18 protein-coding genes are annotated in these 21,062 nt (G+C 61.4%); 7 read left to right on the forward strand and 11 right to left on the reverse strand.

From position 1 onward, the window contains the following. Nucleotides 1-40 precede the first annotated feature (40 nt). A complete protein-coding gene (locus tag J1G37_RS14790; RefSeq protein WP_207042809.1) occupies nucleotides 41-622 on the forward strand; it encodes a hypothetical protein in 582 nt (193 codons plus the stop codon). Between the two features lie 69 nt (nucleotides 623-691). Here J1G37_RS14790 and J1G37_RS14795 read toward each other — a convergent pair whose 3' ends face one another. After that, nucleotides 692-2,257, reverse strand: coding sequence for a PAS domain-containing methyl-accepting chemotaxis protein (locus J1G37_RS14795; protein ID WP_207042810.1), 1,566 nt, complete (start codon nucleotides 2,255-2,257; stop codon nucleotides 692-694). 162 nt (nucleotides 2,258-2,419) lie between these two features. On the opposite strand from J1G37_RS14795, the gene J1G37_RS14800 reads away from it, so the two are divergent. Next, nucleotides 2,420-4,618, forward strand: a complete 2,199-nt coding sequence (locus tag J1G37_RS14800; RefSeq protein WP_207042811.1) for an OsmC domain/YcaO domain-containing protein — start codon at nucleotides 2,420-2,422, stop codon at nucleotides 4,616-4,618. Between the two features lie 169 nt (nucleotides 4,619-4,787). Here the strand turns inward: J1G37_RS14800 and J1G37_RS14805 are convergent, their stop codons facing one another. The 6 genes from J1G37_RS14805 to J1G37_RS14830 all read right to left on the reverse strand — a co-directional run bounded on the left by J1G37_RS14805 (nucleotide 4,788) and on the right by J1G37_RS14830 (nucleotide 11,111). Further along, complete coding sequence (locus J1G37_RS14805) at nucleotides 4,788-5,954, reverse strand: cystathionine gamma-synthase (RefSeq protein WP_207042812.1); 1,167 nt, start codon at nucleotides 5,952-5,954, stop codon at nucleotides 4,788-4,790. Continuing rightward, nucleotides 5,951-7,327, reverse strand: a complete 1,377-nt coding sequence (locus tag J1G37_RS14810) for a pyridoxal-phosphate dependent enzyme (RefSeq protein WP_207042813.1) — start codon at nucleotides 7,325-7,327, stop codon at nucleotides 5,951-5,953. The genes J1G37_RS14805 and J1G37_RS14810 overlap by 4 nt, the downstream gene beginning before the upstream one ends. Nucleotides 7,328-7,437: 110 nt before the next feature. Then, nucleotides 7,438-8,574: an alpha/beta fold hydrolase gene (locus J1G37_RS14815; RefSeq protein ID WP_207042814.1), complete on the reverse strand. Its 1,137-nt coding sequence runs from the start codon at nucleotides 8,572-8,574 to the stop codon at nucleotides 7,438-7,440. A gap of 145 nt (nucleotides 8,575-8,719) precedes the next feature. Then, nucleotides 8,720-9,568 carry a 4-hydroxy-tetrahydrodipicolinate synthase gene (gene dapA, locus J1G37_RS14820; protein WP_207042815.1) on the reverse strand — a complete coding sequence of 283 codons (849 nt, stop codon included), beginning with the start codon at nucleotides 9,566-9,568 and terminating at the stop codon, nucleotides 8,720-8,722. A gap of 281 nt (nucleotides 9,569-9,849) precedes the next feature. Beyond that, complete coding sequence (locus J1G37_RS14825; RefSeq protein ID WP_207042816.1) at nucleotides 9,850-10,332, reverse strand: VOC family protein; 483 nt, start codon at nucleotides 10,330-10,332, stop codon at nucleotides 9,850-9,852. A gap of 59 nt (nucleotides 10,333-10,391) precedes the next feature. Further along, complete coding sequence (locus J1G37_RS14830; RefSeq protein WP_207042818.1) at nucleotides 10,392-11,111, reverse strand: SDR family oxidoreductase; 720 nt, start codon at nucleotides 11,109-11,111, stop codon at nucleotides 10,392-10,394. A gap of 351 nt (nucleotides 11,112-11,462) precedes the next feature. On the opposite strand from J1G37_RS14830, the gene J1G37_RS14835 reads away from it, so the two are divergent. Next, nucleotides 11,463-12,458, forward strand: a complete 996-nt coding sequence (locus tag J1G37_RS14835) for a hypothetical protein (RefSeq protein WP_207042820.1) — start codon at nucleotides 11,463-11,465, stop codon at nucleotides 12,456-12,458. A gap of 112 nt (nucleotides 12,459-12,570) precedes the next feature. On the opposite strand, the gene J1G37_RS14840 is transcribed toward J1G37_RS14835, so the two are convergent. From J1G37_RS14840 to J1G37_RS14855, 4 genes are all read right to left on the reverse strand, one after another. Continuing rightward, complete coding sequence (locus J1G37_RS14840) at nucleotides 12,571-15,012, reverse strand: TonB-dependent siderophore receptor (protein WP_207042821.1); 2,442 nt, start codon at nucleotides 15,010-15,012, stop codon at nucleotides 12,571-12,573. A 97-nt stretch (nucleotides 15,013-15,109) separates the two neighbouring features. Further along, a complete protein-coding gene (locus J1G37_RS14845; protein ID WP_207042823.1) occupies nucleotides 15,110-16,081 on the reverse strand; it encodes a FecR domain-containing protein in 972 nt (323 codons plus the stop codon). After that, nucleotides 16,078-16,593 carry a sigma-70 family RNA polymerase sigma factor gene (locus tag J1G37_RS14850; protein WP_207042825.1) on the reverse strand — a complete coding sequence of 172 codons (516 nt, stop codon included), beginning with the start codon at nucleotides 16,591-16,593 and terminating at the stop codon, nucleotides 16,078-16,080. Before J1G37_RS14850 ends, J1G37_RS14845 begins: the two co-directional genes overlap by 4 nt. Nucleotides 16,594-16,690: 97 nt before the next feature. Next, nucleotides 16,691-17,311, reverse strand: a complete 621-nt coding sequence (locus tag J1G37_RS14855; protein ID WP_207042826.1) for a LysE family translocator — start codon at nucleotides 17,309-17,311, stop codon at nucleotides 16,691-16,693. A 149-nt stretch (nucleotides 17,312-17,460) separates the two neighbouring features. On the opposite strand from J1G37_RS14855, the gene J1G37_RS14860 reads away from it, so the two are divergent. From J1G37_RS14860 to J1G37_RS14875, 4 genes are all read left to right on the forward strand, one after another. After that, the gene (locus J1G37_RS14860) at nucleotides 17,461-17,952 is read left to right on the forward strand and encodes a MarR family winged helix-turn-helix transcriptional regulator (protein ID WP_207042827.1); all 492 of its coding nucleotides are present in this window, start codon (nucleotides 17,461-17,463) and stop codon (nucleotides 17,950-17,952) included. Continuing rightward, the gene (locus tag J1G37_RS14865) at nucleotides 17,942-19,153 is read left to right on the forward strand and encodes an FAD-dependent monooxygenase (protein WP_207042828.1); all 1,212 of its coding nucleotides are present in this window, start codon (nucleotides 17,942-17,944) and stop codon (nucleotides 19,151-19,153) included. The genes J1G37_RS14860 and J1G37_RS14865 overlap by 11 nt, the downstream gene beginning before the upstream one ends. Nucleotides 19,154-19,232: 79 nt before the next feature. Further along, on the forward strand, nucleotides 19,233-19,898 hold the full coding sequence (locus J1G37_RS14870) for a TIGR02466 family protein (protein ID WP_207042829.1): 666 nt from the start codon (nucleotides 19,233-19,235) through the stop codon (nucleotides 19,896-19,898). 102 nt (nucleotides 19,899-20,000) lie between these two features. After that, a complete protein-coding gene (locus J1G37_RS14875; RefSeq protein WP_207043068.1) occupies nucleotides 20,001-21,056 on the forward strand; it encodes an alpha/beta hydrolase in 1,056 nt (351 codons plus the stop codon). Nucleotides 21,057-21,062: the final 6 nt, after the last annotated feature.

Consider the following 21,062-nt stretch of genomic DNA (forward strand, 5'->3'; position numbering starts at 1 on the left):
GTTACACTGCGCGCCCAAAAAAATCGGCAAGGAAGCGCTCATGAAGATGAAGCAGTGGTTCAAATCGTGGGAATGGGCTGTTCTTTTTTGCGTGATGGTGGCGATTGTCGTGTACGCAAAAACCGTGTCCATCAGTGAGAGGCCGCTGGCTACGGGTGGCTTTCTGTGCGTGGTCGCCGTGCTGCTGTTCGGCCTGCTCCTGGATATGAAGACCCTGCGCGTGCGCAAAGGGATATTGATTATCGGGCTGGGCGTGATCACGTCGATGGTCTACAAGTTTGGCGTCGCGGAGTATGTGAAGTGCGCGCTTGAGCTGACTCACGCACCGGGTACGTGCAAGGACGCTGTGCCGCCTTCTGCATTTATCACCGCTAATACCATCGATACCGTGGTCCTGCTGATATCCATCGCATGTGGCGGTGTCGGCGGCAGCATCCTGGCTGCGCACGGCGATGTCACCGCCACAGACGCCAAAAGCGCAGCACCGGCAAATCCCGGCGATATACACACTTTGCTTGAGTCGATCGACAGCAAGCTGGACCGCCAGAACGCCAAGCTGAACCTGGTCTGCGCTGGCGCCTTCGGGGTGTTGCTGCTGGTGATCGTGCGCGTGTTTTCCTGAACTCAACGCACTAGCGCCGGCATAGCGCATGCAAAGGCGCCCTGTAAAAGGGCGCGTGAAGGGAAGGGATCAGCGATTGAAGCGGGCGACCAATGCGTATTGGGTGGCGGCGGTATTGGTCAGTTCTTTGCTCAAGTCGGTAGACTGATGGGCCTGGATCGAGGTCTGGTCGGCCAACCCGGCGATGGTGGTGATGTTGCGGCTGATTTCCTCGGCCACCGCGCTCTGTTCCTCGGTGGCGGCGGCGATTTGCGTGGTCATGTCGGTGATATGCGACACCGCCTCGCTGATGCCGACGAGGGCCTGGTCCGCCTCCAGCACCCACGCCACGCCTTCCTGGGCTTGGCGCTGGCCGTTTTCCATGCTGTGTACGGCGTTGTTGGAGGACGCTTGCAGTTGCGTGATCAACGCATGGATCTGCGTGGTGGATTGTGAGGTGCGCTGGGCCAGTTGGCGCACTTCGTCGGCCACCACCGCAAACCCACGGCCCATGTCGCCGGCGCGGGCCGCTTCGATGGCCGCGTTGAGGGCCAGCAGGTTGGTTTGATCGGCAATGCCTTTGATCACGTCCACCACGCTGCCGATTTCGTCGCTGTCGCGGGCCAGTTGGGCGACGGTCACCCCGGTTTCGCCGACCACGGCGGAGAGGCGCTCGATGGCTTCGCGGGTATCACGTGCCACTTCACGGCCGCGTCCGGTCAGGGCGTTGGCTTGCTGGGTGGCATCGGCGGTGCGCTGCACGTGGCTGGCGACTTCCTGGGTGGTGGCGGCCATCTGGTTGACGGCGGCCGAGACTTGTTCGGTTTCCACGCGCTGGCGGTCCAGGCCTCTGGCGCTGGCGCTGGCCAACTGGTCGGATTGGCCGGCGAGGGCGCTGAGTTGTTCGGCGCTGTCCTGCAGGCGGGTGAGGCAGGTTTTCAGGCGCGCAGCCTGGCTGAGGAACGCGGTTTCCAGGCGCCCTTGAGGGCCGCGGGCGTCGCTGTACATCTGCGCGATCAACGCGTCTGACGTGGAAGGTTCCACACCACGCAACAAGTGCAAGGTGCTGCCCTGACGCACGCGCGCGCAAAGCACGCCGACCGGTATCGCCACGGCGACGGCCACGGCAAGCGCGAGAGGCGCACTGAGGAACAGGCCCGCCAGGCTCCCGGCCACACCGGTTGCCACGTAGGGCACGCAGTTAAGCGCCGCTGGCAGCCACGCGTCCTGGCGCGGTACGCCGGGTTTGCCGGCGCTGATGCGCCGGTACAGCGCCTGGGCACGGCGGATCTCATCGGCGCTGGGCTTGACCCGTACCGACTCGAAACCCACCACCGTGCTGCCGTCGAAGATCGGCGTGACATAGGCGTTGACCCAATAGTGGTCGCCGGTCTTGGAGCGGTTCTTGACGATGCCCATCCACGGCAGGCCCTGCTTGAGCGCACTCCACATGTGCGCGAAAACCGCGGGTGGCACGTCGGGGTGACGCACGATATTTTGCGGTGCGCCGATCAGGTCGGCACGTTCAAAACCGCTGATTTCAACGAAGGCGTCGTTGCAATAGGTGATCACACCTCTAACGTCGGTGGCGGAAATAAGTTTTTGCTGAGGCGCGAGTGAAATCTCGCGCTGTGTTACTGGCTGGTTGTTGCGCATTCCGACTACTCCCTGGTTGCACTCAGCCAATCGGCCTCAGCTGGGAAAAGATTAATCTACATTGGCTATTTCGCCAGCCATTGGTCAAAAGCCTGAAACTTCCCGAGGAAAAACCTCATAATGGCGGCCATTTTTGTTTAGCCGTTATTCTGGTGTGCCCGCATGGAAATCAAGGTCAACTTTCTCGACAACCTTCGACTTGAAGCCAAGTTCGACGACTTCACGGTTATTGCCGACCAACCCATCCGCTACAAAGGCGATGGTTCGGCACCGGGGCCGTTCGATTATTTCCTGGCTTCGTCGGCGTTGTGTGCGGCGTACTTCGTGAAGTTGTATTGCTCCACGCGCGATATCCCCACGGACAATATTCGCCTGTCGCAGAACAACATCGTTGACCCGGAAAACCGCTATAACCAGATCTTCAAGATCCAGGTCGAGTTGCCGGCGGACATCTCCGAGAAAGATCGCCAAGGCATCCTGCGTTCCATCGATCGTTGCACCGTGAAGAAAGTGGTGCAGGCCGGTCCTGAGTTCATCATCGAAGAAGTTGAAAACCTCGACGCCGATGCCCAGGCCTTGTTGATGCCCAATAGCACCTCCGACGCGGGCACTTATATAGCGGGCAAGGACCTGCCGCTGGAGCAGACCATCGCCAACATGTCGGCGATTCTCGCCGGCCTGGGCATGAAGATTGAGATCGCGTCCTGGCGCAATATCGTGCCCAACGTGTGGTCGCTGCATATCCGCGACGCCCATTCGCCGATGTGCTTTACCAACGGCAAGGGCGCGACCAAGGAAGGCGCTTTGGCGTCGGCGTTGGGCGAGTTCATCGAGCGGCTCAACTGCAACTTCTTCTATAACGATCAATTCTGGGGTGAAGAACTGGCCAACGCGCCGTTTGTGCATTACCCGGACGAGCGCTGGTTCCAGCCCGGCCCGCAGGATGAATTGCCGGAAGAAATTCTCGATGCCTACTGCCTCAAGGTTTACAACCGCGACGGCGAGTTGCGCGGTTCGCACCTGTACGACACCAACTCGGGCAACGAGGCACGCGGCATCGTGTCACTGCCGTTCGTGCGCCAGTCCGACGGTGAGGTGGTGTACTTCCCGTCCAACCTGATCGAAAACCTCTACCTCAGCAACGGCATGAGCGCGGGCAACACCCTCGCCGAAGCCCAGGTGCAGTGCCTGTCGGAGATCTTCGAGCGGGCGGTGAAGCGCGAAATCATCGAAGGCGAATTCGCCTTGCCGGATGTACCGGCTGAGGTGCTGGCCAAGTACCCGGGGATTCTCGCCGGCATCCAGGGCCTGGAAGCCCAGGGTTTCCCGGTGCTGGTCAAGGATGCGTCCCTGGGCGGTGAATTTCCGGTGATGTGCGTGACCCTGATGAACCCGCGTACGGGCGGCGTGTTCGCTTCGTTTGGCGCGCACCCAAGCCTGGAAGTGGCGCTGGAGCGCAGCCTTACCGAGCTGCTGCAAGGTCGCAGCTTCGAAGGTTTGAACGATCTGCCAGCGCCGACCTTCGAAGGTCAGGCGGTGACCGAACCGAACAACTTCGTCGAGCACTTCATCGACTCCAGCGGTGTGGTGTCGTGGCGCTTCTTCAGCGCGCAGTCGGACTACGAATTTGTCGAATGGGACTTCTCCGGCGAAGGCGCCGACTCCAATGCGCAGGAAGCCGCGACCCTGTTTGGCATTCTGGAAGGCATGGGTAAAGAATCCTATATGGCGGTGTACGAACACCTCGGCGCCACCGCCTGCCGCATCCTCGTGCCGGACTACTCGGAAATCTATCCGGTGGACGACCTGATCTGGGACAACACCAACAAGGCGCTGTTCTTCCGCGCCGACATCCTCAACCTGCACAGCCTCGACGATGCCGAACTCAACGCCTTGGCCGAGCGCCTGATCGAAAGCGAGCTGGACGACTACACCGACATCACCACCTTGATCGGCATCGAGTTCGACGACAACACGGCCTGGGGCCAGTTGACCATCCTCGAATTGAAGCTGCTGATCTTCCTCGCCTTGCAGCAACATGAAGAAGCCAAGGAATGCGTGGAGATGTTCCTGCAATACAACGACAACACCGCCGACCGTGGCCTGTTCTACCAGGCGATGAATGCGGTGCTGGAGATGGAACTGGACGACGACCTGGAACTGGCGGACTACGAAGCCAACTTCCGCCGCATGTTTGGTGATGAACGGATGGACGCGGTGATTGGCTCGGTCAATGGCAGCGTGCGGTTTTATGGCCTGACGCCGACCAGCATGAAGCTGGAAGGGTTGGATCGGCATCAGCGCTTGATTGAGAGCTACAAGAAGCTGCATGCGGCGCGGGCGAACGTCACCGCAAGCTAACCCGGCAAGTGCGGGCACTGGCCTCTCTGTGGGACTGCTTTTGGTGGGAGCTGGCTTGCCTGCGATAGCATCCCCTCGGTTCAACTGAAGGACCGAGGTGCCTGCATCGCAGGCAAGCCAGCTCCCACAGAAAAGCCAGCTCCCACACAAACAAGCTTCCAGGCAAGTGTTAGATATGTGCCAGGGCCTGGGCCAAGTCCGCCCGCAAATCCTCCACATCCTCAACCCCCACCGACAACCGCACCAACCCATCGCCAATCCCCAACTGCGCCCGCGTCGCCGCTGGGATGCTGGCATGGGTCATGATCGCCGGGTGTTCAATCAGGCTTTCCACGCCTCCGAGGCTTTCGGCCAGGGCGAAGATCTTCACGTTTTCCAGGAAGCGCGTGGCGCCCGCCAGGTCACTGTTCAAATCCACCGAAATCATCCCGCCAAACCCGCGCATTTGCCGGCGGGCCAGTGCGTGTTGTGGGTGGGAAACCAGGCCGGGGTAGTAAACCCGCGCGACTTGCGGCTGTTGCTCCAGCCAGGTGGCCAGGTCGAGTGCGTTGCTGCAATGGCGCTCCATGCGCAGGGCCAGGGTTTTCACGCCGCGCAGGGTAAGGAAGGCGTCGAATGGCCCGGCGATGGCGCCCACGGAGTTCTGCAGGAAACCCACGCGTTCCGCCAGTTCAGGGTTGTCGCCCACCACGGCAATGCCGCCGATTACATCCGAGTGGCCGTTGAGGTACTTGGTGGTGGAATGCACCACCACGTCGAACCCCAACTCCAGCGGCCGCTGAACCCACGGGCTGGCGAAGGTGTTGTCGGCCACGCAGATAATCCCGCGTGCCCGGCAGATACGCGCGATGGCGCTGAGGTCGGTGAGGCTGAGCAGCGGGTTGCTGGGCGTCTCGACCCAGACCATGCGCGTATCGTCCTGCAATGCGGCTTCGAACGCCGACACATCGCTTAAATCCACAAAGCTGAAACGGTGCCCGGCGCTGCGTTGGCGCACCTTGTCGAACAGGCGGAAGGTGCCGCCATACAAGTCATTGCCGGAGACGATGTGCGAGCCGGCATCCAACAACTCCAGTACCGTGGAAATCGCGGCCAGCCCGGAGGCGAAGGCAAACGCCTGGGTACCACCTTCCAGATCCGCCACGCAACGCTCCAGGGCAAACCGCGTGGGGTTGTGGGAGCGCCCGTAATCGAAGCCCTTGTGCACGCCGGGGCTGTCTTGCAGGTAGGTGGAGTTGGCGTAGATCGGTGGCATCAGCGCGCCCGTGGTCGGGTCGGGGCTTTGCCCGGCGTGGATCACACGGGTGGCAAACGCGCTTTTATCGGGCTGGCTCATGCAAGGGATCTCCGTAGGTGGTTGAGCAGATCGACGCGGGTGATCAGGCCATGGAAGCCGGAGGCGTCGGCAATGATTGCCACCAGGCCACGATCCAGTTCTTCCTGAAGTTCGGCGAGGCTGGCACTGGGGGCGAGGGTTTCAAGGCGATCAGTCATGGCGCTGGCAACCACCATGGCGAAATCCGCAGCGTCATGGTGTATGCCCAGCAGGATGTCGGATTCGTCGATCACGCCCACCAGTTCACGGCCGTCCACCAGCACCGGCAGTTGCGAGACATCCGCCAGGCGCATGCGCTGGAAGGCAGTGAGCAAGGTGTCATCGGGGCTTACGCTGATCACGCGGCCGTCTTCAAAGCGACGGGCGATCAGGTCGCGCAGGTCGCCGTAGTGCTTGTATTGCAGCAGGCCGGCGTCGTTCATCCACTGGTCGTTGTAGACCTTCGACAGGTAGCGCGTGCCGGTGTCGCAGACAAAGGTGACCACGCGCTTGGGCGAGGTCTGTTCGCGGCAGTAGCGCAAGGCGGCGGCAAACAGGGTGCCGGTGGACGAGCCACCGAGAATGCCCTCGGCCTTGAGCAGTTGGCGGGCGTGGTCGAAGCTGTCTTCATCGCTGATGGAGTAGGCGTGGCGCACGCTGGACAGGTCGGCAATCGACGGGATGAAGTCTTCGCCGATGCCTTCAACGGCCCATGAGCCGGGTGTTGGCAGGGTACCGCTGCGGCTGTATTCGGCCATCACTGAACCCACGGGATCGGCCAGTACCATCGCCAGTTCAGGTTGCACGCGCTTGAAGAAGCGGGTCAGGCCGGTGAGGGTGCCGGCCGAGCCGACGCCCACCACAATCGCGTCCAGGTCGTGCTCCGTTTGCGCCCAGATTTCCGGGGCGGTGCCGGTCTCGTGGGCCAGGGGGTTGGCGGGGTTGTTGAACTGGTCGGCGAAGAATGAACCCGCAATGCCCTTGGCCAGGCGCGCGGCGACGTCCTGGTAATACTCGGGATGGCCCTTGCCGACATCTGAGCGGGTGATATGCACCTCGGCACCCATGGCCTTGAGGTGCAACACCTTTTCCGTGGACATCTTGTCGGGCACCACCAGCACCACGCGGTAGCCCTTGGCCCGGCCCACCAGCGTCAGACCCAGGCCGGTGTTGCCAGCGGTGGCTTCAATGATGGTGCCGCCGGGGCGCAGGCGGCCGTCGCGTTCGGCGGCGTCGATCATGGCCAGGCCGATGCGGTCCTTGATCGAGCCGCCCGGGTTCTGGGATTCAAGCTTGAGAAACAGCGTGCAGGGGCCGGTGTCGAAGCGACTGACTCGAACCAGAGGTGTGTTGCCGATCAGTTCGAGCACGGCGGGAGGGGAGAGGCTGGGCATGGTGTCACCTGTTACGGGGCAGCGTAGGTGGGACAGCAAAGTGCAAGGCATGCCTTGGACCATAGGCCTTGATCGCAGCGCTCGCCAGCGGCGCGGCGGTTGCTTGTCTGTTAGCGGCGCATCACCTGTTCCATGACCTCGGCCTGCCACACGAAGTACGGGTTGAATGTCAGCCGTGCATGCACCTTGTCCGGTTCGCGATAGCCCCAGGCCGAATACCACACGGGCTTGCCGGCGAGGCAATGTTGCAGGCCTTCCTCCGTCTGGCCGTTCCAGCACTCCAGCTGCTGGCCCTGGCGGCCGTATTGCGGGTTGCCCGGGGCGAACAACACGCCCATATGGGAAAACTGGCTGATGCGCTCGGCCGGCAAGTGGTCACTGCGCACCAGGATGCGCGGTGATCGCTGCGGGGCCGGCAGTTCGCCGTACCAGATCATTCGCGAGGCTGGGTGAGGGAAGCGCTCGGTAAAGGCCTCCCTCACGAACTGCACGTCCACCACGGAGTCGTGGGCGGCACTGACGATCAGCACCGGGCGGTCAAACGTGGCGTCGGCCAACTTGTCGCGCACCGCAGCGCTGGTGCGATAGAACTGGGCAAAACCGTTGGTGGGGACGTTCTGGTAACGCAGCGGCGACTGCAATTGCCGTGGGCCCTCGGGGTCGCGTAGCCAAGGCTTGACGTAGGTCAGCCACGGCAGCATCCAGATAAAACGGTTACGCGCCTTGAACGCCGGAGAGAACATCAGCAAACCGGCGATGCCCGGATCGTCCATGGCGTATTCCAGCACCAGGTTGGCGCCGGTGGAGAAACCGCCCAAATAGACCTGGTCCACGTCCAGGCGCAACAGCGCCACTTGCTGCGCTACCGTCCTGCGCCAGTCGGCGATATCGACCTTCAGCATGTCGTAGGGCTGCGTGCCATGCCCGGGCAACAGCAGCGTGCGCACCCGATAACCCTGTGACGCTAATTGAGCGCCAATATCGCTGAACGAACCCGGCGAATCCCCCAGGCCATGCACCAGCAGGACACCGTGGCCATTGGGTGTTTGCGCGACCCACTCGCGCGGCGCATTCCAGTCCAGTTCCAGCCCGTGGTCGGGGTTTTGGAAGCGCCGGTCACGCTCAAGGCTCACCAGCGTCTGCTGGCGGTACTGTTCGAAACTGGTGGGGCTGGGCGCGTTAATCGCCGTGGAGCGGTCGGCGCACCCCACCAGGCTGAGCAGCACCAGCAAACGCAGAAAGTTCATCGCATACCCCCAAACGGCGCAGATTGCAGCCGACCTTACGCGGCTGCCCGCCTGCTATCCAACCGGTAAACGCCCCAACGGCAAGGGAAAATATAACGATTGGTAACCGAGGCGGCGGGTGCTGAATCGCGCTGTAGGTTGTTTCCTATAGCTGCTTGAGCCGGGTGATAACCTTGTCACTGGCACGCTGCATCGGCGCCCGCAGCTCACTGCCGATCAAACCTTCCAAGGCCAATGCGGCTTTCACCGGCGCGGGATTGGGCTCGATAAACATTGTGTTGATCAGTGGCAGTAGTTGGAAAAACGTCGTTCGCGCCTCGGCCAACTGGTTATCCCGCACCTGGTGCCACAGCGCCACGAACTGTTCCGTCCGCACATGGGCCGACGCCGCAATCGCACCGCTGGCGCCTAGGCACAGCGCGTTGAAGATTTGCAGGTCTTCGCCGCACAACACATCCACCTCACCGCTGGCCAGTAACGCCAGGGTGTTGGCCAGGTTGCCGCCGCAATCCTTGATCGCGACGATGTGCTTGTGGGCGATGATGTTGAGCAACGTGGCCTGTTCGAAGGTTGCGCCGGTGCGGTAGGGAATGTCGTACAAAATGATCGGCACACTGGACGCATCCGCCACCGTGCGGAAGAACGCTTCCAGCCCCGCCTGGGACGGGCGGATATAACTCGGCGCCGGCACCAGCAAACCCGCCACCGGGCGCTGGAGGATGTCCTTCTGGAACTGCAGCAATTCAATCTGGTTGTTGCCCGACAACCCCATCACCACGCGCTGCGCGGGCACCAGCTGCAGCACCGTATCCAGCACGGCCAGTTGTTCCTGGCGGCTCAGCGCGGCGGCTTCGCCGGTGGTGGTGCACACCATGATCCCGGCCACGTGCTTTTCCAGCAGATGGCTGACCAGGCGGCGCAGGCCGATAAAATCAATGGCGCCGTCCTGAAACGGCGTGACCACGGGAACCCAGATACCTTGAAACGCTGACATGCACTTACTCCTGATGATTGACCGATCAAGTCACCGTCAGAAGGGCAGAGGGAATTGTGCAAGGGGGGAGACCGTCGCGCTCAATGTCCTGTCAGCTCATCTGACGGGACAGCGCGCCCCGGTCACATGAGCGACTGTTTCTTCGATTTGAGGGCGTGCGCCACGCAACCTTGCGCCTTGGCAATCGAGCCAATGACGGAAAGGTTAACCAGCGACTTAGCAGACATGAATTGTCACACCCTGAATGAGGTGACCATCTTCAGGGGATGTGAGCGAATGTGTCAAGCCCCGGCGACGGCGGCCTCTATGGCAGCAATGTCGATCTTGGTCATGGTCATCATCGCGTCAAACGCGCGCTTGGCGGTGGCCGGGTCGGGATGGGTCACCGCAGCGGTCAAGGCCCGTGGCGTGATCTGCCATGACAGCCCCCACTTGTCCTTGCACCATCCGCAGGCGCTGGCCTGTCCGCCGTGGTCGATGATGGCGTGCCAATAGCGGTCGGTTTCGGCCTGGTCATCGGTGGCCACTTGGAGCGAAAACGCCTCACTGTGGGGAAACGCCGGGCCGCCGTTCAAACCAAGGCAGGGAATGCCCATGACGATGAACTCGACAGTCAATACATCACCTTGCCGGCCCGACGGGTAGTCACCCGGGGCAAGGTGCGTGGCGACCACGCGGCTGTCCGGGAAAGTCTTGGCGTAGAAGGTGGCGGCGTCCAGGGCGGTGCCGTTGTACCAGAGGCAGAGCGTGGTTTTGCTGGGCATGTCGGGTCTCCACGGAAAATGGCTGTGTGAAGTTTAGACAATGCCCAGCGTTCGCTCCTCTAAAAACGCTCGTCCAGGATGGCCGGCAAGGTGATGTCCTTGACGAAACTGGCCGAAGACAGGCTCAACGCCATGCGTACCACCTGCACCACATCGTGCACGGGAATCGCGTGGCCCTCACCCCGTTGCGCAGCCAGCTCGCGCGGCGTGCTCAGTGGGTCTTCGGTATTCAGGTAGCCCAGGTTGAGGCACGTCACGCCCAGCCGCTGCTGGCGATAGCCCTCGCGCAAGGCGTCGGCGATACCGCGCAGGGCGAACTTGGAGGCACCAAAGGTCACTTCCGGGCGGCCACTTTGCGGCAGGCCGGAGGTCGAGCCGGTGAGGATTATCCGTGGGTTTGCGCTGTTGAGCAGCACCGGCAACAGCCGCTTGATCAGCAACAGCGTCGAGGTGATGTTGCAGGTCACAATGGCTTCGATCTGGCTGTCGTCGTCTGTCAGGAAGTTGTACGCCGGGTCGAAGGCAAATTCTTCCCAGATGCCCAGGTTGTAGATCAGCGTATCCAACCCGCCTTCGGCGACCGCTGCGGCGATGGTCTGCGCGGCTACGGCGGGGTCAGCCAGGTTGGCCTCGACCCAGTGCACGCTGACGCCAGCCTTGTGGTCCAGGTGTGCGGGTTGGCTGCGGGATACGCCGATCAGCGTATCGCCGGGCTCGCCGAGGCCTTCGATGAGGGCTTTGCCCAGGCCTTTGCTGGCGCCGATCACTAGGGTTTTCATGCGTGGTCTCCTTGACCGAAGGGGGCGGGTTTTGGTTAACGCTCGATTGTGGCGTGGTCACTGCGTGCGAACAACCACAGCGTTAATACGGGTTTGCACGAACTCTTCCCGTGCTGTTTGACGCAGAGCGGATGTTTATTGCTTGTAGATGCTCGGGCTCGAAGTCTAGCATTAGGCCATCACTCCTAAGGATGCTTCAGTGTGCATGGATCGCAAGCCCAACTTAGGCCTTTTGCCAAGGCCCACTCACCACCGTCTTCACTCCTAGAGTGTTGAAGTGTCGCTTACGCCAATTGGGCAAGTCGCCTTGCACACCTTGGTGAAACACAAATCACACAAAAGATAAAATTTATGGATGCTCTCGGCGTTGAATCTATTGGGAAACTCTCCACGTTTCTCATCGTCCTTATTGCTAGCTTGCTGGTGTGTGCGGTTGTCTGTGGAGTATGTAGAGTCAGAAAACATCCCGACCCCAGCGATCAAGTGATTTTTTATAGTGCAATTACTGAATCGTTCGTGATTGTTATGGCGGCGGCGCTTGTTTGGGATTCTGCGAACTTTCCCGCTTGGCTCCAAGGCATTGGGAGTATTTATGCAATTGTCGCGGCCATTCTCGTTTCTCGGCATGAAAGTAGACGCTCTGAAGAGCGAAGCAGGCAAGAACGGGCTGAAGACCACAGGCGTGAGGCGCAAAAGGTCGCTGAAGAACATCGACGTGAAGCTCGACGCGTCGCCGAGGAAAAAATAGAGACGACGAGGGCCATCTATCAAATCGTGCTTCGCGCCTTTTTGTGCTTTAGTTTCGTACGTGAAAATGCCTATGACAGTAGCCTGACGAGTCAGGACATCGGACCGCAAACCGGAGCGCCGGAATCAAAGGTAAAGGCGGGTAAAGCTTGGATTTCTTGGCGTTTTAAAGCTGCGGATATCCGCGTGCAGATTCGACAGCTTGAGGCGTTTGTCGAGCAATTGGTGAGAATATCGCCGTTTGAACATAAGGATGCTGTTCTGGCTCTTCATACTTCGGAGTTCTGTGCATCCATCGCTGTGTTCCTTGCCGACTTAAGAACGGGTTGGAATGTGACATCAAAGTTACCGGATTTGGAGGCCGAGCCTGAGGTCGATCCAGTGGTCAAGTATCCTCCTGGTGAAAAAAACGCGACGTATACCGAAACTGAAAAACTGATTGGCCTCAGCGAATATCTCGCACTCGGGATGTTTCATCATTACTTGGATCAGCCAGAATGCAAGCGTATCGAAAAAGCGTTTCTCAGTTGGGAGGCGAGGGCTGAGGCGATTTTTTCAAACAGCTCAGCGCAACAGCCGTCTGGTAAGGTCAATAGTTGATATCAGGCCGAGCGTGCATGTGCGCTGGCTTTTCAACCCCAGATAACAGCGCAGTACACAAAACCGCATTCATCAATGAATGCGGTTTTTTTGTACTGCAAGCGTGTCCCTGTCAGAAACTGTACTTCGCCGTAACCGTAAAGTTGCGCGGGTCGCCGTACACATCATACGGGCTCCACGTTGAGTTGCTGGCAATCCCCTGGTAGTACTTTTTGTCGAACACGTTGTTGATGTTCAGCTGGGTGTCCAGGTGTTTATTGACCCGATACCCGGCCATCAGCCCCACCAAGGCATAGGCCTGCTGCTCGATATGGAAGTTGCCGAACACATTGCGGCCCTTGTTGTAGGTGCTGCTCTGGCTGTAGAGGTTGGCGCCGATCCGCCAGCGGTTCAGCTCGCCCTGCAGGCGATAGGTGGTGTTGGCCTTGAACATATGGCGCGGTACGTCAGTGTCGAACAGGGTGCCTTCCTTGGAGGCGTCGGCATCTTTTTCGTACTTGGCCTGGGCGAAGGTGTAGCCGGCGCCCACCTGCCAGTTCGGGGTCAGTGCGCCGTTGATCTCCAGCTCCACGCCTTGGCTGCGCACTTTGCCCGCAGCCTCGTAACACGCGTAGGCGCCGACCGGGATGAACTTGCAGGTTCTGGCATCCGCCACTTCTGCCGCGCGGTTGAGCTGGTCGATCTGGAACACCGAGGCGCTGGCATTCAGTGCGCCGCCAAAGTATTCGCCCTTGATGCCCACTTCGTAGTTTTCCCCGGTGATGGGCTTGATCCCGCCCCCGTCGCCGTTCTTTTCGGTCTGCGGCTGGAAGATGTCGGTGTAGCTGGCGTACACCGAGTGGTTGTCGTCCAAGTCATAGATGACGCCGGCATAACGGGTGAGGTGACGGACCTCGCGGGTTTTGCCTGAGGTGTAGTACTGGTCGTTGATCTGGTCGTAGATCGAGGTCGCGTCGTACCAATCCAGGCGGGCGCCGAGAATGACTTTCAGCGGGTCGGCGAGGTTCCAGCGGGTGGTGACGTAGAGCCCTTCCTGATCGACTTTCTCGCTGAGGGTGTACACGTCCGGCACGCTCGGCCGCGCCAGGCCGTTGGGGTTGAAACGGTTAATGTCGATGTTGTTGACGAACACCGTACCGCCGACGGCCTCGGTCTTGAGTTGGCGCTTGCTGGCGCCCACCACCAGTTCATGTTGGCGGCCGAGGAGGGCGAAGGGGCCGCTGGCGAAGAAGTCGTAGGTGGACTGGTCGAAGTCGCGGCCCTGATTGAACACGCGTTGGCGGTAGGTGGCGTCGTTGTTACGTTCGAGCACGGCGCCCATCATCTTGAACTCGGACCAGTTTTTCGATGCGCCCAGGTGCAGGCGCCAGTCGTTGTCGAAGCGCTGGTCAAGTTCGGCGAACAGGGTCTTGTTGTCGATGTCCTGGTGCGACCAGCTGTAGCCGAAGGTCTTTGAGCGTGAAAAGCCCATGTGGCTGCCATCGGGGTTCACCGGTAAGCCGCCCCAGTTGATGTTGTTATTGTCGTTCTGATCGGAGGCGCCGACGGTCAGGGTGGTGCTGTCGCTCAGGTCGAATTCGCTGACGCCGTAGAACACGCCGCGTTCGCGGCCGGCGTAATCCTGATAGCTGTCCTTGTCGTGGTAGGCGCCGACAAAACGGCCACGCAGGGTGCCGCTGTCGTTGACCGGGCCGCCAACGTCCAGCTCGCTGCGGTAGTTGTCCCAACTGCCGGCGCTGGCGGTGATGCTCGCCTGGTAAGCCTGGGTGGGCCGCTTGCGCACCATGTTGATGGCGGCCGAGGGGTTGCCGGCGCCTTGCATCATGCCGGTGGCGCCGCGCACCACTTCGACACGGTCGTACGGGGCGAGGTCGGCGGTGGCGACCCAGTCGGCGTTGTAGGTGGTGGGCAGGCCGTCGAACATCAGGTTGGTGATGGGGAAACCCCGAGCGAAGAATTCGCTGTTGGCCGGGCGCGCGGCGGCCAAGCGCAGCCCGGGTGTGGCCTGGACCACATCGTCGAGGCTGCGCATACCTTGGTCGTCCATGCGTTGGCGGGTAATCACGGTGACCGACTGCGGCGTTTCCCGTAGGGACAATGGCAGCTTGGTTGCGGTCTGCATGGCGCCGGTGGTGTAGGAACTGCTGTTTTCGGTCGTAGCCCCGAGGTTCAGGCCGCTGATGTTGGTGGCGCCCAATTCAAGCGCTCCGGTGTCGCCGCCGCGCGGTACCAGCAGGTAGTTGCCGCTGGCGCTGCGCATCACGCTCAGGCCGCTGTCGTCCAGCAGGCGGCTGAGACCTTCGTGTACGCCGTAGTCGCCACGCAGTGCCGGCGCACGCTTGCCTTGTACCAATGCCGGGTCGAAGGGCAGGGTGATCCCGGCCGCCTGGGCAAAACGGTTGAGCGATTCCTCCAGTGGACCGGCGGCCAATTCGTAATGACGACTCTCAGCCTGCGCGGCCTGCACCGCAACACTGGCCAGTAGAATGCCCTGGAGGGCAAGTGCAAGGGCACTGCGCGACAGCGACCGAGGGGAAATCAAAGCAGAGGACATGAACGACGAGCTCCTTTCGAATAACAGGGGGTATGTCCTGTTTGTCGAAGGACGGGGCAAAACCCGTAAATCTTTTTGCGATTATTTCTCGTCTGGCTCAACGGGCGATCACGCGGGTCCAGAGCGGCGTAAAACGCTCGACACGTACCGGTAGCGTATCGCTCAGGGCGCTCAACGCGCGGTCGATGTCATCCAGCTGGAAGACCCCCGACACCTCTAGCTGCGCGATGGCGGGATCGCAGCGCAACCAGCCGTGACGGTAACGCGCCAATTCGGCGGTCAGGTCGCCCAGGCGCATGCGCTTGGCCACCAACTGCCCCTGTGTCCAGGCGCTGGCGTTCAGGGTGCTGGTCTGGACACGTTGACTGTCGTTGATACTGATCAGGTATTCCTCGCCGGCGGCGATCAGGACCGGTTCCCCCCTGCCGTGAATCGCCACCACGCCGTCCTCGACCCGAACCCGTGTGCCGCGTTGCTCATCACGCACGCCGAAGGCGGTGCCGATCGCCTGCAACTGCGCGTGCCGGGTGCTGACCCAAAAACTGCGACGCCCATCAGGTGCGGCGCCGTCCTTGCCGGTATCGACAAATATTTCGCCGCGCCGCAGTTTGATCAGCCGGCGCTGGGCAGTGAATTCGACGTCGACTGAACTGGCGGTGTTCAGTTGCAGGCGCGTGCCATCCTGCAGCAGGAACTGCCGCCGTTCGCCGACCCCGGTGGCATAGTCCGCCCCCCAGGGCAGCTGCGTGCTGTCGCGCAATTGCCAGCCGGTGGCCCCGGTGATGAGCAATCCCATCCCCAGCAATTTGAGCGTGTGGCGCCGACTGTGATGGCCGCTGTGCAAGCGTTCCAAGGTATCCAGCGCCATTGTGCCCGGCAGTGCGGCCAGCGCCTGGAAGGACGCGTCGCTTTTACTCAGCGCTTGCCAGGCGGTTTCATGCAGCGCATCGGCTTGGCGCCAATCCAGGCAGGCTGCCAGCACTTGAGGGTTTGAACCGGAGGATTCGATCCGCACCAGCCAACCGATGGCTTGGTCCAGTACGTTATCGGGCAGGGGATGTGCGCTCATCGCTGAGCCAAGTAGCAATGGCGAATGGCGCTGGCCATGTACTTCTCCACCGACCCGAGGCTCACGGCCAGGCGCACGGCGATTTCCTTGTAGCTGAGCCCCTCCAAGCGCGACAGCAGAAAGGCCATGCGCACCTTGGGGCGCAGGCCATCGAGCAACGCGTCCACGCGCGCCAGGGTTTCCAGCAGGATCAACTGTGATTCCGGCGACGGCACCTCAGCCTCCGGCAAGTGAGCAATGGCCTCCAGATAAGCCCGCTCGACCCGCTGCCGGCGCACCCGATCAACCAACAAGCCATGGGCCACTGCACTCAGCCAGGCCCGTGGCTGGCGCAACTCCTGCAACCGCTGTGGCTTGCCGAGGATGTGTACAAACGTATCCTGGGCCAGGTCGGCGGCGCTGTCACCGTGGTGCAGCCGCCTGCGCAACCAGCCCAGCAACCAGGCGTGATGATCGATGTACAACGCGCGAATATCGGCGTGCGGAGCCGGGGGAGTGGATGACGACGACACGGAAAGCCTCTGCAAGAACACAGTGCATTTGAGAATTCATCGCATCCTAGTGTTTGTCAGCCGTCGTCAGCAAGTAAAGACTGCGTTTATTCCTGGCTTATGCCCGTCGCGCCATCAACAACACCGTCGCCGCCGCCGACAACAACGCCGCGCAACACCGATTGAATATCCGCTTGCCACGCGGTTCGGCAAACCAGCGGCGCATGTGCAGGCCCATATAGGCGTAGGCGCTGATGGCGATCCATTCCAGCACCAGGAACATCGCCCCCAGCAGGGCGAATTGCGGGGTGATGGGCTGGCCTGGGACGACGAACTGCGGGAGGAAGGCGGTGAAGATGAGGATGGCTTTGGGATTGCCTGCTGCCACCAAAAACTCCTGACGTGCCAACGCCCACAAGCCTACCTTGGCCGTCGCCGCCTCCGATTCCCCCTGCGGATTCGCCCGCCACAACTGAAACGCCAGGTAAAACAGATACGCGGCCCCGAGGATCTTGATCCCGTAGAACAACAACTCCGAGGTTTGCAGCACCACCGCAAGGCCTGCAGAGGCGAGGGCGATCATGCCGGCGAACGCCAGCAGGCGGCCGATGCCGGCCAGGCAGGAGGTGCGGTAGCCGTAGCGGGTCGAGTTGCTCACGGACAGTAGGTTGTTGGGGCCGGGCGCCATGTTCAGGGCGAAGCAGGCGGGGAGGAAAAGGGCGAGGGTGGCGAGGTCCATGGCGGCTCCGGGTTCGCGTGGGTGGCGGACGCGTGAGAGTAAAGGTTGGGCAGGCCCTTGGGCAATTCGGCTCTATTTTGAATTAAGGTAGCTAAGCAAGTTAGCTAGATGTTAACTTCGCGCCTCTCCAAACCACCTGAGCCGCACCCATGAAGTCCCCCCAATCCCCCGCCGAGGACCCACGTACTCTGCAAATCGCCAGTGATCCCGTCGGCCAGCAGTTGCAACAGATCGCCATCCTGACGCGCAAATCCGCCGGTCACCTGGGTGCGGCGTTGGGCATCAACCAGACTGACATGGCCGCGCTGGAGCACTTGATCACCGACGGCCCACTGCCGCCGACCGAGCTCGCCGCGCGCCTTTCGGTGACCACCGCAGGCATCACCCAGGTTATCGACCGGCTGGAGCGCGCGGGGCATGTGGTGCGCGAGCGGCAGCTGGAGGACAAGCGCCGGGTGTTGGTGTGTCCGCTGCCCGCGTCGGTGGCGCAGGCGTATCGGCATATTGCGCCGATGCTCGAAGGGCTGAGCGGCGTACTTGGCGCGCTCGAAGGCCAGGATCGCGCTGTGGTCGAGGGGTTTCTGGGGCAGGTGATCGAGGTCTACCGCAGCACATTGCCGGGGAGCAGTCATGATCGCTAAAAAGGTATTGATCAGCGGCGCCAGCATCGCCGGTCCCGCGTTGGCGTATTGGCTGGCGCGTCAGGGCATGGACGTCACGGTGGTCGAGAAGGCGCCGGCGTTTCGCGATGGCGGGCAAACCATCGACGTGCGTGGGGCAGGGCGGGTGGTGGTGCAACGTATGGGCTTGGAGGCGCTGATTCGGGCCAACAGCACCCAGGAACAGGGCATCGCTTTTGTTGACCAGGGCAACCGGACCAAGGCGTTCATTGGCGTAAACGCCTTCGACGGGGACGGCCCGATCGCCGAGCTGGAAATCCTGCGCGGCGAACTTGCCAAGCTGTTGATCCAACAGAGTGAGGATCGGGTCACGTACCGCTTCGGTGACAGCATCAACGCCCTGGAAGATGATGGCGACCAGGTGCACGTGCGCTTCGAGCAGGGCGTTGAGCAGGTTTACGATCTGGTCATCATCGCCGAAGGGATTGGTTCAGCGACGCGCAATCAAGTGTTCGGCAACGAAGTCGAGCGCCGCTCCCTGGATCTCTACACCGCGTACTTCACCGTGCCGCGCCAGCCGAGCGATGGCCAGGTGATGCGCTGGCACAACCTGCCGGGCGGCCGTTGTATCTGCTTGCGCCCGGACAACCTGGGCACCACGCGTGCCTTCTTGTCGTTTCAGCAAGCGCCCAGTGGTTACGAAAAGCTCACAAGGGACGCACAAGTCGCATTACTCAAGCGCGTGTTTGCCGATGCCGGCTGGGAGGCGCCCCGTGTACTCGCCGCGCTGGAACACGCCACTGATCTTTATCTGGACGCGGTGGGCCAGGTCAAAATGCCGCGCTGGTCCAAGGGCCGCATTGCGTTGGTGGGGGACGCCGCCTATTGCGCATCGCCCATCAGTGGCATGGGCACCAGCCTGGGGCTGTGTGGCGCCTATGTATTGGCCGGCGAACTCTGGCGTCACGCTGACCACCGCCAGGCGTTTGCGGCGTATGAAAAGCTGATGCGGCCTTACGTCAAGCAGGCGCAGAGTGTCCCCAAGTTCGCTCCACGGCTGGCATCGCCGCACTCGCGCGCGGGCATTGCCCTCGGTCACGCAGTGTTGAGGCTGGCCACCGCGCCGGGGTTCAAGACCCTGTTCGGCAAGCTCCTGTCGCCGAAAGCCGACGCCATCGAGTTGCCGTGCTATGACGAGGCCCGCATTACTAAAATCCCCTAGACCTTAACAAAGGTTTACATCGCTCAGCGCGTTCGCCCCGTATGGTCTGTGCCTTCTGGCACAACCTGGCGAACCGCCCATGCAACCCAGCAGCACGCGTGTAAACCCTGACCTCATCAACATCCGCCGGCTCTTCGCCACGCCTTTGGCAAGCCTTCAGTATCCCGACGCAGAATGGCTCAATGCTGAGCTGAAGACGCTCATCACCACCCGCATGGCGCAGGACCTCTGCGGCACCCAACGTAGCAACGATGGCGGCTGGCAATCCGCCCACGACTTCGCGCAGTGGGGCGGGAAAGCCTGCGATGCATTGGTGGCCTTTGCCAGGGAATTCGCAAACCAACTGACCGCCGTGCACAACGAGCAATACGGTTTCACTGAGCCAGCGTTTGAGTGGAAACTCAACGCCTGGGCCAACGTCAATGAGGCCGGCCACAGCAACGCCTTGCATGGGCATCCTGGCGCATTCTGGTCCGGGGTTTACTGGGTCGATGCAGGCGGGCGCGAAGAAAATGCCAGTGTCGGCGGTGACCTGGAGTTCATCGACCCACGGGGAATGGTGGCCTCGACCTACAACCCAGCCCTGCGCATGCGCGTCGAAGATTGCCTGACGGCGGGATTCAGCAGCACCTGCTCGGCCTCCAGCGGCACCTTCGTGATGTTTCCATCCTGGCTGATGCATGCCGTACGGCGTTTTGAAGGGACTCGGCCACGGATGTCCATCGCATTCAACTTTGGTGTATGAACGGGTTTATGTGATTTTGGTATCAGTGCTATGTGATTTAGCCGGTTTATCCATCAATGCGTGAACGGTAGTTTGCTCTTCAAGCCAACACGGAGCACTGACCTGATGCGCACCCCACTGAAAACCACCTTGATGGCCGCGATGATCGGCCTGTCTGGCGCCGAGCTGCAAGCAGCGGACTACAAGCAAAACCCCTTCACCCTGACGTACGCCGGTGCGCTGACAAAAAACCAGCCCGGCAAGGTCAACATCCACCCGGTGAAGTACAAGCTCAATGGCCTTGATATCGCCGCCAACGTCTACACCCCGGCGAACTATGACGCGCAGCGGAAATACCCGGTGGTGGTCGTCGCCCATCCCAATGGCGGGGTGAAGGAGCAGGTCGCCGGCCTGTATGCCCAGCGCATGGCCGATCAGGGCTACATCACCATCACTGCCGATGCGGCTTACCAGGGCGCCAGTGGTGGCGAGCCGCGTAACGTTGACAAGCCGGCCCATCGCATTGAGGACATCCACGGCATGGCCGACTTTATCGCCAGCTATCCTGGCGCCGACGCCACGCGCCTGGGCTTGCTGGGCATCTGTGGCGGCGGCGGGTATTCCCTGGCGGCGGCGCGCACCGACAAGCGCTTCGCTTCGATTGCCACGGTGAGCATGTTCAACTCGGGCCTGGTGCGGCGCAATGGCTACCAGGACTCGCAAGTCGCGACGATCCAGGAGCGCCTGCAACAAGCGTCGGCCGCCCGCGCGCAAGAAGTCGCTGGCGGCGCGGTGGTGTACACCGGCGACGTCAAGCTGACCGATGAACAAGTCGCCAAGCTGCCGTTCGATCTGTATCGCCAGGGTTTTGAGTATTACGGCAAGACCCACGCGCACCCCAATTCCACCTTCAAATACACCCTGAGCAGCCTGCTGGACCTGATGAGTTTCGATGCCACCGACCAGATCGAACTGATCGACAAGCCGCTGCTGATGATCGCCGGCAGCAAGGCCGACAGCCTCTACATGACCGAGCAGGCGTTTGCCAAGGCCACAGGCACCCAGGACAAGCAGTTGTTCAAGATCGAGGGCGCCACGCACATCGAAACCTATTGGGTGCCTGCGTATGTGGACAGCGCCATCGAGCAACTGACGGCGTTCTACGCCCGTACGCTGTAAGGGGGA

Source organism: Pseudomonas sp. Marseille-Q1929 (assembly GCF_017316265.1).
Classification (GTDB): Bacteria; Pseudomonadota; Gammaproteobacteria; order Pseudomonadales; family Pseudomonadaceae; genus Aquipseudomonas.

Excerpts from the sequence above, each read along its gene's own strand:
- J1G37_RS14795 (WP_207042810.1), bottom strand. The coding sequence starts at position 2,257 with ATGCGCAACAACCAGCCAGTAACACAGCGCGAGATTTCACTCGCGCCT.
- J1G37_RS14860 (WP_207042827.1), top strand. The coding sequence starts at position 17,461 with ATGAAGTCCCCCCAATCCCCCGCCGAGGACCCACGTACTCTGCAAATC.
- J1G37_RS14835 (WP_207042820.1), top strand. The coding sequence starts at position 11,463 with ATGGATGCTCTCGGCGTTGAATCTATTGGGAAACTCTCCACGTTTCTC.
- dapA (WP_207042815.1), bottom strand. The coding sequence starts at position 9,568 with ATGTCAGCGTTTCAAGGTATCTGGGTTCCCGTGGTCACGCCGTTTCAG.
- J1G37_RS14840 (WP_207042821.1), bottom strand. The coding sequence starts at position 15,012 with ATGTCCTCTGCTTTGATTTCCCCTCGGTCGCTGTCGCGCAGTGCCCTT.
- J1G37_RS14865 (WP_207042828.1), top strand. The coding sequence starts at position 17,942 with ATGATCGCTAAAAAGGTATTGATCAGCGGCGCCAGCATCGCCGGTCCC.
- J1G37_RS14830 (WP_207042818.1), bottom strand. The coding sequence starts at position 11,111 with ATGAAAACCCTAGTGATCGGCGCCAGCAAAGGCCTGGGCAAAGCCCTC.
- J1G37_RS14790 (WP_207042809.1), top strand. The coding sequence starts at position 41 with ATGAAGATGAAGCAGTGGTTCAAATCGTGGGAATGGGCTGTTCTTTTT.
- J1G37_RS14845 (WP_207042823.1), bottom strand. The coding sequence starts at position 16,081 with ATGAGCGCACATCCCCTGCCCGATAACGTACTGGACCAAGCCATCGGT.
- J1G37_RS14870 (WP_207042829.1), top strand. The coding sequence starts at position 19,233 with ATGCAACCCAGCAGCACGCGTGTAAACCCTGACCTCATCAACATCCGC.
- J1G37_RS14810 (WP_207042813.1), bottom strand. The coding sequence starts at position 7,327 with ATGCCCAGCCTCTCCCCTCCCGCCGTGCTCGAACTGATCGGCAACACA.
- J1G37_RS14825 (WP_207042816.1), bottom strand. The coding sequence starts at position 10,332 with ATGCCCAGCAAAACCACGCTCTGCCTCTGGTACAACGGCACCGCCCTG.
- J1G37_RS14805 (WP_207042812.1), bottom strand. The coding sequence starts at position 5,954 with ATGAGCCAGCCCGATAAAAGCGCGTTTGCCACCCGTGTGATCCACGCC.
- J1G37_RS14800 (WP_207042811.1), top strand. The coding sequence starts at position 2,420 with ATGGAAATCAAGGTCAACTTTCTCGACAACCTTCGACTTGAAGCCAAG.
- J1G37_RS14815 (WP_207042814.1), bottom strand. The coding sequence starts at position 8,574 with ATGAACTTTCTGCGTTTGCTGGTGCTGCTCAGCCTGGTGGGGTGCGCC.
- J1G37_RS14855 (WP_207042826.1), bottom strand. The coding sequence starts at position 17,311 with ATGGACCTCGCCACCCTCGCCCTTTTCCTCCCCGCCTGCTTCGCCCTG.